We start from the raw sequence: 13,330 nt of genomic DNA on the forward strand, positions 1-13,330 counted from the left end.
CTGGAACGCGGCCGTGGCCGCAGATGCGCTGCCGGGCATATCGGCCGAGGTGGCGCGCCACGCCGCCCACCCGGCCACCCCGTTCGATGCCACCTGGAAGGTGGCCGCACCCCATGCGCCGGCCCGCTGGGTGCGCAACCTGGGCAAGATCGTGAGCCACGACGCCCATGGCCAGCCCACGCGCATGCTGGGCGTGGCGATGGACGTCACGCCACAGCGCGAGCAGGAAGAGCTGCTGCAGAAGCTGGCCCACTACGACGCACTCACCGGCCTGCCCAACCGGGTACTGCTGGCCAAGCTGCTGCAGGACCGCATGGCCGAGACCCGGGCCAACGGCACGCGGCTGGGCGTGGCCTACCTCGACCTTGACGGCTTCAAGCCCGTGAACGACCGCCTGGGTCATGGCGCGGGCGACCGGCTGCTGGTGGTGGTGGCTGGCCGCCTGTCGCGGGCGCTGCGCCCGCAGGACTGCGTGGCCCGCCTGGGCGGCGACGAATTCGTGATCCTCATGCCCGGGCTGGCGTCACCCGCCGAGGGAGAGCAGCTGCTGCAGCGGGTGATGGACAGCATTTCGCCGCCCTATTCGCTCGAGGGCGAGCGGGTGTCCGTGACGGCCAGCATTGGCTACACCCTGTTCCCCTTGGACGATGCCGATGCCGACGCCCTGCTGCGCCACGCCGACCAGGCCATGTATGCCGCCAAACAGGCGGGGCGCAACCGCTTTCACCAGTTCGACGCCGAGCAGGAGCGCGCCCAGCGTGCGCAACGCGAACAGGGCCAGCAACTGCGCGATGCGCTGGCCCGCGGCGAGTTCGTGCTGTTCCTGCAACCCAAGGTGGCCATGCAGGCGGGCGTGGTGGTGGGCGCCGAGACGCTCGCGCGCTGGCAGCACCCCGAGCGCGGCCTGCTGTCGCCGGCCGCCTTTTTGCCGCTGGTGGAGAGCACAGGGCTGGAGCTGGCCTTTGGCGAGTGGGTGGTGGAAACCGCGCTGGCGCAGTTGGAGCAGTTGATACTGGCGGGCCTGCAGCTGCCCCTCAGCATCAATATTTCTGCGCGCCAACTGCAGCAGCCCGGGTTCGCCGACTGGATGCTGGAGCGCCTGGCACGCCATCCCCAGGTGCCCGCCACCCTGGTCGAGCTGGAAATCACCGAAAGCGCGGCGCTGTACGACCTGCCTGCCGTGACAGGCACGCTGGCGCGGCTGCGGGCGCTGGGCATGGCCGTGTCGCTGGACGATTTCGGCACGGGCTATTCATCGCTCACCTACCTGCGCAACCTGCCCATGGACACACTCAAGATCGACCAGAGTTTCGTGCACGGCATGATGACCGACCCGGGCGACATGGCCATCGTTCAGGGCGTGATCGGGCTGGCCCGGTCGTTCGGCTGCAAGGTGATTGCCGAAGGCGTGGAGACGGTCGAGCAAGGCCAGATGCTGCAACAGATGGGCTGCGCCCACGCCCAGGGCTACGGCATTGCCCGGCCCATGCCGTTCGACCGCTTTGCCGGCTGGGTGGCCCACTGGCAACCGCCGGCGGGATGGCTGCGCTACCGGCCGGGCGAGAGTTTGCGTTGAAAATGCCTGCAGCGCTTTATCTGTCTGCGCTGCAAGCTATCATTTTTGATTGATTCGGCACGGCCCGCAAAAACCACTGCCAACACACGCCGGGCAGCAAAGCCGCAAGACCGCGGCGCCCATGCCGGGCGCCGGCAGGGCGTGTGGCGCAGGCTGTTACCCCACCAAGTCCTTCACCTGCTGCAGGGCCGCCGGATCGTCCATCGTCGTCAGGTCACCGGGATCACGGCGTTCGGCCACCGCCTGCAGGGCGCGGCGCAGCAGCTTTCCGCTGCGCGTCTTCGGCAGCACCGTCACGAAATGGACGCGCGAAGGCCGGGCCACCGCGCCCAGTTGCGCATCGACCACCTTCATCACCTCGCCTTCGAGCTTCAGGCGGGCAGCATCGTCCGTCAGGCCCGATGCATCGCGGGGCACGGCAAAGGCCATGGCCACCTGGCCCTTGAGCTGGTCGGCAACGCCCACCACGGCCACCTCGGCGATGTTGGGGTGGGACGAGATGGATTCCTCGATCTCGCGGGTGCCCAGGCGGTGCCCGGCCACGTTGATCACGTCGTCGGTGCGGCCCAGGATGAAGTGGTAGCCGTCGGCATCGCGGATGCCCCAGTCGAAGGTGCTGTAGATCAGCCGGCCGGGAATGCTCTTCCAGTAGGTGTTGACGAAGCGCTCGTCGTCGCGCCACACGGTCTGCATGCAGCCGGGCGGCAGCGGCCCTTCGATGGCCACCACACCCTTCTGGTTGGGGCCGGTGAGCTCTTCGCCATTGACCTCGTTGATCAGCTTGACGTTGTAGCCATACATGGCCTTGCCGGGGCTGCCGAAGCGGGTGGTCTGCGGCTCGACGCCATTGGCCAGCGTGAGGATGGGCCAGCCGGTCTCGGTCTGCCAGTAGTTGTCGATGATGGGCACCTGCAGCGCGTCGCTGATCCACTGGGCCGTGGGCTCGTCCAGCGGCTCGCCGGCCAACCACAAGGCCTTGAGGGTGGACACGTCGTACTTCTTGAGCCACGAGGCATCCTGCTTCTTCAGCACCCGCACCGCCGTGGGCGCCGAGAACATGTGCGTGACCTTGTATTTCTCGACAATGCTCCACCACACGCCCGCGTCGGGCCGGGTGGGCAGGCCTTCGTACATGATGGTGGTCATGCCGGCGATCAGCGGGCCATAGATGATGTAGCTGTGGCCCACCACCCAGCCGATGTCGCTGGTCGCAAAGTAGGTCTGGCCGGCCTGGGCATCGAAGATGTGCTTCATGCTGGCAGCCAGCGCCACGGTGTAGCCGCCGGTATCGCGTTGCACGCCCTTGGGCTTGCCGGTGGTGCCGCTGGTATAGAGCGTGTAGCTTGGGTGCGTGGAATCGACCCATTCGCAGGGCACGGTGGCGTTCAGGTGCTGCTCGCGCAGGGCCGCCCAGAGGTGGTCGCGGCCGGCCACCAGCTCCATGGGCGCAAGGCCCCGGTCCACCAGCAGCACGGCGGCGGGCTTGTGGCTGGACAGGCGGATCGCCTCGTCGAGCAGCGGCTTGTAGGGCACGCCCTTGCCGCCGCGCGAGCCGGCGTCGGCGCTGACGATGGCCACGGGTTCGGCATCCTCGATGCGCGATGCCAGCGAGCCCGAGGCGAAGCCACCAAACACCACCGAATGCAGCGCGCCAATGCGCACGCACGCCAGCATGGCGAAGGCCGCCTCGGCAACCATGGGCATGTAGATGAGCACGCGGTCGCCCTTTTTCACCCCCAGGCTCTGCAGCACGGCGGCCATGCGCTGCACTTCGGCGTGCAGTTCGGTGAAGCTGTAGCTGCGCTCGGTGCCTGTTTCGGTGGAAATGGCCACCAGCGCCGGCTGGCTGGCGCGGTCTTTCAGGTGGCGGTCCACGGCGTTGTGGCACAGGTTGGTGGTGCCGCCCACAAACCACTTCGCAAACGGCGGATTGCTGTAGTCGCAGATCTGCCGAGGTTGGGTGTGCCAGTCGATCAGCTGGGCCTGTTCGGCCCAGAAGGCGTCAGGCTGGTCGATGGACTGGCGGTAAAAGTCGGCATAGCGGGGCATGGCGTTGTCTCCTCGGCATCTCTCACCCTGCAGGGGCTGCAGGTTTTGAATTCATAATTATTCATGACGGGCTTGCGGGAAGCTGACGCACCGACGAATTCAATATGCTATTCAATCAATAGCTGCCAGCGACTGATGGGAGCGCGCCAGAGGCCAAAACGGCCTCAATCCAGACAGCCGCCGCCGTTGCCTACTTCACCAGCGCCAGAACGTCCTTGAACGCAGGGTTTTCACTGCTGCGCAGCCACTCAAAAGCCACCATCTCGGTGGTGACCAGTTCGGCGCCCGCCCCGGCCAGGCGGTCGAAGGCCGCGTCGCGGTTGCGCTCGGTGCGCGAGCTGCACGCATCAGTCACCACCCACACCTCGAACTCGTCCTCGATCAGGTCCAAGGCCGTCTGCATCAGGCACACATGGGCCTCGCAGCCTGCCATCACGATGGTGCCGCGCTCGGACGCTGGCTGGGCGGACTTTTGCAGGTGCCGGGGCAGACTGCGGGCATTGCCGCCCTGCTGCGGCTTGGCGGGGGGGCGCAGCCATTCACCCAGACCTTCTTCGGCGGCACTGAAATGCATCTTGGCCAGCGTCTTGTGGCACAAGGCGCGCAACGCGGCGTCGTTGGGGCCCAGGCGCGAGGGGTTCTGTTCGGTGCCCCACACGGGCACATCCATGAGTTGCGCGATCTGGGCCAGGCGCCGCGCATTCGCAACGACGGCGGGGCCTTCAAAGATGGCGGGCATCAGGCGTTCCTGGTAGTCCACCAGAACGAGTTGGGATTCAGAAGCGTCGAGCAGCATGGTGTCCTTCAGAAACGGGCCGGTTCACACAGAGGCGCTGATTGTCGCAGCCCATGCCATGGAATCGCCAGATCCCGCGTGCGCCAGCCATCCAGTGCCGGCGGCGACCGCCCAGGAGCCAGTGCAACGTGCCACGCCCGCTGCGGACGCGGCCTGCGCCGCCTTGTCACGCGGGCAGCAATGAGCGCAGCGCCTGCGCCAGCGGTGCAGCCATGGCCACCGCGTTGCTGGCATGGGGAATGCAGTCGGTGCTCCACACCTCGCCCACCCCGGCATCGTGCATGGCCTGCAGGGCATCTCCGGCAAACAGGGCATGGGTGACGGCGACGTCCACCGAAGCGGCACCTGCCGCGCCCAGCAGCCGGGCGGCCTGTGCCAGGGTGCGGCCGGTGCTCGCCATGTCGTCCAGCAGCACCACGGCACGCCCTGCGGCGTCGACCGCCGGCAGCTGGACCGTCACATCGCGGTCGCCATGGCGCACCTTGGTGCATACCGCATGGTCGAAACCGTGGCGCGCGGCCGCCTGGGCGATCCACTGGGCGGATTCGCCATCGGGGCCCACCAGCAGGGCCCCGGGCCGCCGCTGTGCGATGAGGTCGGCCAACGGCTCGGCGCCACTGAGCACGATGGCATCCGGCACGGCAATCGCCTCCTGCAGGGTTGCCACCCGGTGCAGGTGCGGATCGACCGTGACGACGGCGTCCACCAGCCCGGCCAGAAACCCCCCCACCACCTGCTGGCTGACCACTTCGCCCGGCGTAAAGGCCATGTCCTGGCGCATGTAGGCCATGTAGGGGGCCACCAGCGTGACATGCCGCGCACCCAGGGTGCGGGCAGCGCGGGCCACCAGCAGCAATTCCACCAGCTTTTCGTTGGGATCGTGCAGGCTGCGCACCACCACCACGTGCGGCGGCAGGCGCCCCGCCCCATCCACCGGCAATCGCAGCTTCAGCTCCCCATCGGGGAAGCGGTGGCGGTCGATCAATTTCACGGGCAGTTGCGCGGCCAGGCCCAGGCGCATGGCCGCGTCGGTCTCGTCGTCAAAATGCAGCAGGCAGGCCTGCGACGGATCAGCCAGCATGGTCAGAACTCCACGAACACCTGGGGCACGGCATCGGCGGTGCCCAGGCGGTAGCCGATGTCGCGGGCGCTGGCCTGCCGCGCGAACTCCAGATCGGCAGGGAAGCCCGCATGCACGCGGTACAGCACCTCGCCTTGGGTGACGGTGGCGCCCAGCTTGTGCATCAGGTCCACCCCCGCGCCCTGCACCTTGGGCGCGCCCGCCAGCCGCGCCACGCGGGCGATCTGGTAATTGTCAATGCCCACCACCGTGCCGCTGGCGGGTGCGCACACCTCGAAGGTCAGCGGGCCCAGTTGCGGGTGGTGGTGGTCGAATTCCTTGCTGCCCTGGGCGGCGATGATCTCTTCCATGCGCTTGAGCGCCCGGCCCGAATCGAGAATGTCGCGTGCGATGGCATAGCCGTCGCCACCGCGCACGTCGGGGTCGCATTCGATCAGGCGACCCGCCAGCCGCAAGGCCTTCTGGCGCAGGTCGTTGGGCGCATCGGGGTCGTTCTGCAGCACGCGCATCACGTCCCGCGCCTCCAGCACCGGGCCAATGCCGTTGCCGACGGGCTGCCGGCCATCGGTGATGACCACGTCCAGCGACATGCCCATGCGCCGCGCCACATATTCAAACAGCCGGCGCAGGCGCTGGGCCTCGGGCATGGAACGCACCTTGGCCGTGGGGCCGATGGGGATATCGAGCACCAGATGCGTTGCACCGGCGGCGGCCTTCTTGGACAGGATGGAGGCCACCATCTGCCCGGCAGAATCGATCGACAGCGGCCGCTCCACCGAAATCAGCACATCGTCGGCCGGGGAAAGATTGGCCGTGCCACCCCAGGCAAGGCAGCCCCGGTAATCGCGCACGATGTCAGCCAGTTGCTCGAAGGGCAGTTCCACGTTGGCCAGCACCTCCATGGTGTCGGCCGTGCCGGCCGGCGAGGTGATGGCCCGCGACGAAGTCTTGGGGCACAGCATGCCGTGGGCGGCCACGATGGGTACCACCAGCATGGTGGTGCGGTTGCCGGGGATGCCGCCAATGCAGTGCTTGTCCACCACCAGGGGCTCGTGCCAGTCAAGCCGCCGGCCGCTGGCCACCATGGCGTCGGTCAGGAAGAACACCTCTTCGCGGTCCAGTTCATCGCGGTTGCAGGCCACCACAAAGGCCGTCAGCTCGATCTTGGAATAGTGGAGCCCGGCGATGTCGCTTACGATGGCCGCATAGTCCGCCCGCGTGAGGCGCTCACCCGCGATCTTGCGGAACAGCGCGCCCATCGACTCGGGCGGTTCGGCCTGCCGGACCGAGACGGTGTGGCCGTTGTCCACATCGAGCTGGGCAAAGGCATCTTTCGACAACCCCAGCTCGTTGCAGCCAACGATGGCGTCGTCATCGACGACGTTGACAGTTGCGAGGATGTGGCGGCCGTTGGCGCGTACCTCGATCTTGGACAGGGCCTGAAAGCCTTCCGCCCGGTACACCGCGCAATCGCGGTGAAGGTAGGCCACGTTCTCGCGCCAGGTGTCAATGGCCACGCGGCGCAACGCCAGTTGCGAAAGGCTCTGCGCGGCAGGTACCGGATGTTGGGAGGGTTCGCTGGTCTCGATGTGCATGGCAGCAGACTACACCGGAATGCCCCCCTGCCGTCCCGAAAATCATGACTTAACTCAAGACTCCCTTTGCGCCGATGCACATGCGACGCTGCAGCCTGTCCGGCAAGGCGATCCTGCCGGTGCTGCAGCACGCCTGCCGCCATGCTGTTCGGCGAAACCCCAGGGGCGCTGATGGCGGCGCATCCGCGTCAACAGATGGTGGATCATGGGCGTGCTGGTTGAGCGAACCAAGCACGGCCACAGGCTTCTGCGCGCTGGGTTTCTGGTCCACGACCGCTGCGCTTTGAGGCGGCTCGGCATCGGCCCCCCAGAGCCGTTTTGAGCCTGCCTGAGCCGGCTGCCGAACACGCAGTGGGGTATTCGATCCGGGGCTGTAAGGAAAGCGTGGTACCCTGCGCACCCATGCCCCGTTGGATCCTTGCCTTATTACTCGTCTGCGCCTCTGCCGCCCACGCTGCGCCCGCAGCGGCATCCCCCGAGGATATCGAGCGCTTTCTTGCGGAAAAAGGGTTGCTGACCCAACTCGATGACGTTCGCCATTCCATGGCCGACAAGGCCCATGTCGTCGCCGACCGCACGGCCGACCTGGTGGTGAACGCCATGGGGTTCATTGGCGTGCCCTACCGCCGCGGCGGTAGCAGCGCTGCCACCGGGTTCGACTGCAGTGGCTTTGTGAGGGCCATTTACGAGCAGACCGTGGGCATGATCCTGCCCCGCCGCGCCGACCAACAGGCTGCCACCACCCAGGTGATTGACAAAAAAGAACTGCAGCCGGGCGATCTGGTGTTCTTCAACACCATGCGCCGCGCATTCAGCCACGTTGGCATCTACGTCGGCGACGGAAAGTTCATCCACTCTCCCCGCACCGGCAGCGAAGTGCGCGTTGAGGATATGCGCCAGTCGTACTGGCAGCGCCGGTTTGACGGCGCACGGCGCGTTGCCGTCGAGTCCAAGGTCGAACAGTAAATTGCTGGGGTGCCGCTGCAGCACCCCAACGCCTGTCAGGGCTTCGCCGGAATTTCTGTCACGGTGCTGCGGATGGGCCCTCCGGTGACATTCACAGGACCTAGCGCAGGGTTGTTTCGCATGGCCCGTGCATTGGCCATGTCTTCCTGGTACCGAGCCCGCGCTTCCGCTTCGCATCCTTTGCGTTCAGTGCCTTGGGGCATGGCTCGGCATTCCTCCAGGCTGACCTTGAGACCGCCGCCCGCTTCGCGAATGGCCGACTGGTAACGCTGCTGCGGCGTTGAGTCCGGTCCGGCGCCACGTTCCAGAGAGGCCAGATCACCGTTTTGCGCCAGCACCTGCGTCGAAAATCCACCACCCGCGATCCCCAAGGCTGCGGCCAGCAGGCCTGATGCCCAATAGTTCCTCATGCGATTTCCTTTCGAGTTCATCAAGAAACTTGAATCTACGCCTCCCGTGCGCAACGGTCCATAGGCAGGGCCGCCTGCGGTGGGCAGGCGACAGGCGCGCGGACATGTAGGCCTGGGCCTACGCGCGAAACCGGGTGCATTTTTTCGCGCCGAAGCGGCCGCACACGTGGGGCCGTGTTTCGTTGCCTCTGCGGCGCAGCACCCCTACATTCGGTGTGAAATATTCACAGAAATCGCATGTACAGGCATTTGTCTGACACACCTCCCTCAAATTGCTGTCATACAGTCGCCTCCATTCTTTCTTCAAAGGGGCTGTCATGCTCTCTCTTCTCGGGACGCTACTGATCGGACTCGTTGTTGGTTTCATCGCGCGGGCGCTCAAGCCTGGTGACGACAAAATGGGGTGGATCATGACCGCCCTCCTGGGAGTCGCCGGCGCTTTCCTGGCGACATATGTCGGCATGGCCATGGGCTGGTACCAGCAAGGCGCTGCGGCCGGCTGGCTCGCCTCCGTGGTGGGCGCCGTGGTGCTGTTGGTGCTTTACGGCCTGGTCAAGAACAACAACACCTGATCCGCAGCCCGCCACTCCCATGGCATCCGTCCGCCAGATGGCCGCCGGCCATCCCGGTATCACCGCCGCCATACAACGCAGCCGGCGCCTGCTGCACCGGCGTGCCCTCGTGGCTGCAATAGCCAGCACAGTGCGCGTGCCCGGGTTGGACTGGGCGGTGGACGCCGCCCTGCTCTCGCGCCTGTTGCCACAGATCAGTGCCGAGTTCGGCCTTGCACCGGAGCAGCTCGACCAGCTCAATCCCCGCAGGCGCGAGCAGGTGCAAAAGGCGGTGACTCTGGTGGGCTCGGTAGTGATTGGCAAGGTCATCACCCACGAGATCGCGTTGCGCGCCACGCGCTCATTGGGGCTGCGCCTCAGCACCCGGCAATTGGCGAAATATGTGCCGCTGGCGGGGCAGGCTGTGTCGGCCACGCTGGGCTATGCCACGCTGCGTTACCTGGGCGAGCAACACCTGCGCGACTGCGTGCGCGTGGTGCAGGTGGCTGAACTGGCGCTGCCTGTTCCCCGATAGGCGCGTCCCACACCATCCCCACAGGTCGTTTCAGGGACGCACCGCCCTGAGGGGCCCTGGCATCAATCAGCACTGCCAATGCTTCTGCCGATGCACAACGCCCCCCTTGGCGGCGACGTTGCGCCACCCCAAGCGCACAACGCCAGCCCAGTAACAGCTTGATCGCCAACCCGCGGCGGCCCGGCGCAAGCAGGCCGGTGCTGGCAGCAAGCCGTCGCCCTGCCGGACCTTGCGCCGAGACGCCCACCCCAAAGGGCAAAATCACGCCATGGCCCCCGCCAACGGCACCACTCCAGAGTCTCTCCATTCGTCTCCGCAAAATCCGGCGGCACCGGTGGAACTGGGGCTGCGCGCCCTGCGCAGTGGCGCGGGCCCCGCGGTGTTGCAGCAACTGCCGCCCCTTGCACCGCAAGACGCAGCACACGTGGTGGCCCGCCTGCGCACCGACGCGCACCAGCGCAAGCCCCCGGCAAGTCACCAACCACCGGCGCCGGATGACGGCACCGTGCAAGGCGAATTCCGCCCCCGCATCACCCTGATGACCCTCGGACGGGGTGAAGGCCTGCTGGGCCTGCAACCGCACGGCAGGCTGGGCCCGCGCGGCGACGCCGTGACCCTGGCGCAGATCGACTGGACCTACCGCACCTACAGCGGCGCCGCGTGGCACGAAAGCGCACCCACCTCCATCCTGGGCGCCCGCCCCGCTGAGGTGCTGGAACTGTTCGACACCGGCGGCCCCGTAGTGCGCATGCAGCGCAACCTGGCCGCCGAGGCCGACGCCCTGGACCGCGTGTGGGACATGGGCCTCATCCCCGTGGATGCTGCCAAGCTGCAGTGGCGCCACCGCGCCGCCGCCAGCAGCCTGGGCCCCGTGTGGACGCTGGCGCAGGAGGCGCACTTTGGCGACTTCTGGGCCGACGTGGTTCCGCAGTTGCGCGCCGAAGGCTGGATCGTGGTGGTGCACCCCGGCTTCGCACACGAAAGCGTGCCCGTATTGCGCTGGAAGCTGCACATCGCCACCGCCACTGGCGAGCTGCTGGGCAAGGAGGTGGACGGCCCGCTGGGCACACGCCAGCGCCCGGTGCAAAAGCTCATGCTGCCCGAGCGCGAAGGCGCCTGGCTGCTGACGCTGGGCATCGAGATCGATGGCGAAACGCTGGATCTGGCCCCGCTACTGGCCGACCTGCTGCGCCGCGACCCCCGTTGGCTGAACGCTCAGCAGATGGCCGCCATCGACGACCTGGCGATCATCAAGCTGCGCGCGCCCGGCGGCAAGCGCATCGAGGCGCCGGCCGGGCCGCTCAAAGCCATCGTGGGTGCGATGGTGGACCTGCTCACCGATCCCACGCGCAACCAGCGCCAGGACGGCGACCCGCTGCGCCTGGGCGCCTGGGAGGCCCGCCGCATCGAGGCCCTGCGCGCCGGGCTGGTGCAAGCCCACCGCGTGGGCACCGTGAATGGCTGGAGCAACGGCTGGCAGCTGCAGGGCGACGCGGGTTTGGCGCAACTGGCCCAGCGCCTGCGCCGCATCGGCACGCCCCAGCCCGTGGCTGCGCCCAAGGGCCTGCAGGTGCAGCTGCGGCCCTACCAGCTCGAAGGCCTGGCGTGGCTGCAGTACCTGCGCGAGCAAGGCCTGGGCGGCATCCTGGCCGACGACATGGGTCTGGGCAAAACCGCACAGGCGCTGGCCCATGTGCTGACCGAAAAAGAGGCAGGGCGCCTCACCCGCCCGGCCCTGGTGGTGCTGCCCACCTCGCTGCTCTTCAACTGGCAGGCCGAGGCCGCGCGCATGGCGCCCAGCCTGCGCGTGCTGGCCCTGCATGGCGCCGACCGTGGCAAACGTTACCTGCACATCGCTGACCACGACCTGGTGCTGACCACCTACCCGCTGCTCTGGCGCGATGTGGAGGCGCTGGCCGCCGAGCCCTTCCACCTGCTCATCCTGGACGAGGCCCAGATGGTGAAGAACGCCGGCAGCCGCAGCGCCCGCGCCCTGCGCAAGTTGCAGGCGCCGCACCTGCTGTGCCTGACCGGCACGCCGCTGGAGAACCACCTGGGCGAGCTGTGGGCGCAGTTTGACTTCTTGATGCCCGGCTTTCTGGGCGACGTGCGCAGCTTCAACGCCCGCTGGCGCAAGCCCATCGAAGAAAACGGCGAAACCCTGCGCGCCCAGCTGCTGGCGCAGCGCGTGCGCCCCTTCATCCTGCGCCGCCGCAAGCAGGACGTGGCCACCGAGCTGCCGCCGCGCACCGAAACCATCCTGCGCGTGCAGCTGCAAGGCAAGCAGCGTGAGCTGTACGAGGCCGTGCGCACCACCGCCGACAAGCAGGTGCGCCGCGCACTGGAGCGGCAGGGTTTTGAAGGCTCGCAAATCGCCATCCTGGACGCGTTGCTCAAGCTGCGGCAGGTTTGCTGCGACCCACGATTGGTCAAAGGCACCACGAAGACAGCGCAGACGATGGAACGCGCCAAGCTTGAACTGCTGGCCGGCCTGCTGCCCACGCTGGTCGATGAAGGCCGCCGCATGCTGGTCTTTTCGCAGTTCACCGAAATGCTGATGCTGGTGGCGGAGCAGCTTGACACCCTGGCCCTGCCCTACCTCACCCTCACCGGCCAGACGCCGCCCCGCCAGCGCGGCGCGGTGGTGCGGCAGTTCCAGGCGCAGGACGAGACCAGCGCCCCCATCCTGCTCGTCAGCCTCAAAGCCGGTGGCTTGGGCCTGAACCTCACGGCCGCCGACACCGTGGTCCACCTCGACCCGTGGTGGAACCCCGCCGTGGAAGAACAGGCCACCGCCCGCGCCCACCGCATCGGGCAGGACCAGCCGGTGTTCGTCTACAAACTGGTGGTGGAAGGCAGCATCGAAGAACGGATGCTGGAGCTGCAGGCCCGCAAGGCCGCACTGGCCCAGGGCGTGCTGGGGCACGATGCCGAGGGCGCGGTCAAGTTCAGCGAGGCCGACCTGCACGCGCTGCTCGCGCCCCTGACCGAGCCGGCCAACAACCCGCTGGGCATACCCGGCGAAGACGCGCTGCGCTGGGGCGGCACGGGCAAACGGCGGCCCCGGCCGCTGCAGTCGCCTGAAATCTGAGCCTTCTTGGTTGCAAGCGCTTAACCAACAGGCGGTTGATGCTATCAAAAATAAAGCAAATGTAGCGCACGACGGCAGAAGGGTGCCCACAAGGCCAGCCGGCCTCTCCGCCCGCGTGCGGTGCCCCGAGCAACGGCGGCTTGCCTGAACGTATCCCCTTGCGGGCAGGTGTTCCGCCCGCCTGCTGGGCGACGGGGATGGCCGCTTGCGGCAAGAGGACATCCGGTCTGCGCTGGCGTCTGCCCGCAACGCCAGCGCAGAATTCAAAAGCAAGCTTCGGAGTGCGCGCGGACCGCCGCGCTCCTACAGTGAACGGCATCGCAACCACCTTGTGAGCCATCCACCATGCACCCGAATGCCAGCACCCGCCCTTTGACACCCCATCACCACCCCATGGCTGCCCCACCCACCCAGCGGGTCGAACAGGCTGCGGCCACCGCAGCCGATCCGCGCTGGGCGGCCGTGGTGGCGCGCAGCGCCCAAGCAGACGGCAGCTTCTGGTACTCGGTGCAGACCACGGGCGTGTACTGCCGCCCGGGGTGCGGGGCACGGCGTTCCAGCAGCGCGTATGGCAGGCGCTGCAGGCCATCCCTGCGGGGCACACAGCCAGCTATGCCCAGATCGCCCAACGCATTGGCGCCCCCACCGCCGTGCGCGCCGTGGCGCAGGCCTGCGCGGCC

At 67.5% G+C, this 13,330-nt stretch carries 10 protein-coding genes and 2 pseudogenes; 7 read left to right on the forward strand and 5 right to left on the reverse strand.

Features of this window, described 5'->3' with window-relative positions; genetic code table 11:
* Positions 1–1,576 (forward strand): putative bifunctional diguanylate cyclase/phosphodiesterase (locus ACDELDRAFT_RS12990; protein ID WP_005797446.1); only part of this gene is annotated, 1,576 nt, incomplete at its 5' end.
* Between the two features lie 156 nt (positions 1,577–1,732).
* Here the strand turns inward: ACDELDRAFT_RS12990 and ACDELDRAFT_RS12995 are convergent.
* The 4 genes from ACDELDRAFT_RS12995 to ACDELDRAFT_RS13010 form a co-directional block, all read right to left on the reverse strand.
* Positions 1,733–3,625, reverse strand: a complete 1,893-nt coding sequence (locus ACDELDRAFT_RS12995) for a propionate--CoA ligase (RefSeq protein ID WP_005797448.1) — start codon at positions 3,623–3,625, stop codon at positions 1,733–1,735.
* A gap of 190 nt (positions 3,626–3,815) precedes the next feature.
* Positions 3,816–4,421, reverse strand: coding sequence for an isochorismatase family protein (locus ACDELDRAFT_RS13000; RefSeq protein WP_005797450.1), 606 nt, complete (start codon positions 4,419–4,421; stop codon positions 3,816–3,818).
* A 166-nt stretch (positions 4,422–4,587) separates the two neighbouring features.
* Positions 4,588–5,502: a ribose-phosphate diphosphokinase gene (locus ACDELDRAFT_RS13005; RefSeq protein WP_005797452.1), complete on the reverse strand. Its 915-nt coding sequence runs from the start codon at positions 5,500–5,502 to the stop codon at positions 4,588–4,590.
* 2 nt (positions 5,503–5,504) lie between these two features.
* Positions 5,505–7,097, reverse strand: a complete 1,593-nt coding sequence (locus ACDELDRAFT_RS13010) for a thymidine phosphorylase family protein (RefSeq protein ID WP_005797454.1) — start codon at positions 7,095–7,097, stop codon at positions 5,505–5,507.
* Positions 7,098–7,499: 402 nt separating this feature from the next.
* On the opposite strand from ACDELDRAFT_RS13010, the gene ACDELDRAFT_RS13015 reads away from it, so the two are divergent.
* Positions 7,500–8,063, forward strand: coding sequence for a C40 family peptidase (locus ACDELDRAFT_RS13015; protein ID WP_005797456.1), 564 nt, complete (start codon positions 7,500–7,502; stop codon positions 8,061–8,063).
* Positions 8,064–8,098: 35 nt separating this feature from the next.
* Here the strand turns inward: ACDELDRAFT_RS13015 and ACDELDRAFT_RS13020 are convergent, their stop codons facing one another.
* Positions 8,099–8,473 carry a hypothetical protein gene (locus tag ACDELDRAFT_RS13020; RefSeq protein WP_005797458.1) on the reverse strand — a complete coding sequence of 125 codons (375 nt, stop codon included), beginning with the start codon at positions 8,471–8,473 and terminating at the stop codon, positions 8,099–8,101.
* Positions 8,474–8,790: 317 nt separating this feature from the next.
* Here ACDELDRAFT_RS13020 and ACDELDRAFT_RS13025 point away from each other — a divergent pair, with 317 nt between their 5' ends.
* The 5 genes and pseudogenes from ACDELDRAFT_RS13025 to ACDELDRAFT_RS24135 form a co-directional block, all read left to right on the forward strand.
* Positions 8,791–9,045, forward strand: coding sequence for a GlsB/YeaQ/YmgE family stress response membrane protein (locus ACDELDRAFT_RS13025; protein WP_005797460.1), 255 nt, complete (start codon positions 8,791–8,793; stop codon positions 9,043–9,045).
* Between the two features lie 19 nt (positions 9,046–9,064).
* Entirely contained in the window at positions 9,065–9,559 is a 495-nt protein-coding gene (locus ACDELDRAFT_RS13030; protein ID WP_005797462.1) for a hypothetical protein, read from the forward strand.
* 268 nt (positions 9,560–9,827) lie between these two features.
* Entirely contained in the window at positions 9,828–12,650 is a 2,823-nt protein-coding gene (locus ACDELDRAFT_RS13035; RefSeq protein WP_005797463.1) for a DEAD/DEAH box helicase, read from the forward strand.
* 393 nt (positions 12,651–13,043) lie between these two features.
* Positions 13,044–13,157, forward strand: a pseudogene (locus ACDELDRAFT_RS25720) (hypothetical protein); the annotation flags it as partial.
* Between the two features lie 11 nt (positions 13,158–13,168).
* Positions 13,169–13,330 (forward strand): annotated as a pseudogene (locus ACDELDRAFT_RS24135) (methylated-DNA--[protein]-cysteine S-methyltransferase); the annotation flags it as partial.

This window comes from Acidovorax delafieldii 2AN (genome assembly GCF_000175235.1).
Lineage (GTDB): Bacteria > Pseudomonadota > Gammaproteobacteria > Burkholderiales > Burkholderiaceae_C > Acidovorax > Acidovorax delafieldii_B.

Coding starts and splice junctions, on each gene's coding strand:
- ACDELDRAFT_RS13030 (WP_005797462.1), top strand. CDS start 9,065: ATGGCATCCGTCCGCCAGATGGCCGCCGGCCATCCCGGTATCACCGCC.
- ACDELDRAFT_RS13015 (WP_005797456.1), top strand. CDS start 7,500: ATGCCCCGTTGGATCCTTGCCTTATTACTCGTCTGCGCCTCTGCCGCC.
- ACDELDRAFT_RS13000 (WP_005797450.1), bottom strand. CDS start 4,421: ATGCTGCTCGACGCTTCTGAATCCCAACTCGTTCTGGTGGACTACCAG.
- ACDELDRAFT_RS13025 (WP_005797460.1), top strand. CDS start 8,791: ATGCTCTCTCTTCTCGGGACGCTACTGATCGGACTCGTTGTTGGTTTC.
- ACDELDRAFT_RS13035 (WP_005797463.1), top strand. CDS start 9,828: ATGGCCCCCGCCAACGGCACCACTCCAGAGTCTCTCCATTCGTCTCCG.
- ACDELDRAFT_RS13010 (WP_005797454.1), bottom strand. CDS start 7,097: ATGCACATCGAGACCAGCGAACCCTCCCAACATCCGGTACCTGCCGCG.
- ACDELDRAFT_RS13005 (WP_005797452.1), bottom strand. CDS start 5,502: ATGCTGGCTGATCCGTCGCAGGCCTGCCTGCTGCATTTTGACGACGAG.
- ACDELDRAFT_RS13020 (WP_005797458.1), bottom strand. CDS start 8,473: ATGAGGAACTATTGGGCATCAGGCCTGCTGGCCGCAGCCTTGGGGATC.
- ACDELDRAFT_RS12995 (WP_005797448.1), bottom strand. CDS start 3,625: ATGCCCCGCTATGCCGACTTTTACCGCCAGTCCATCGACCAGCCTGAC.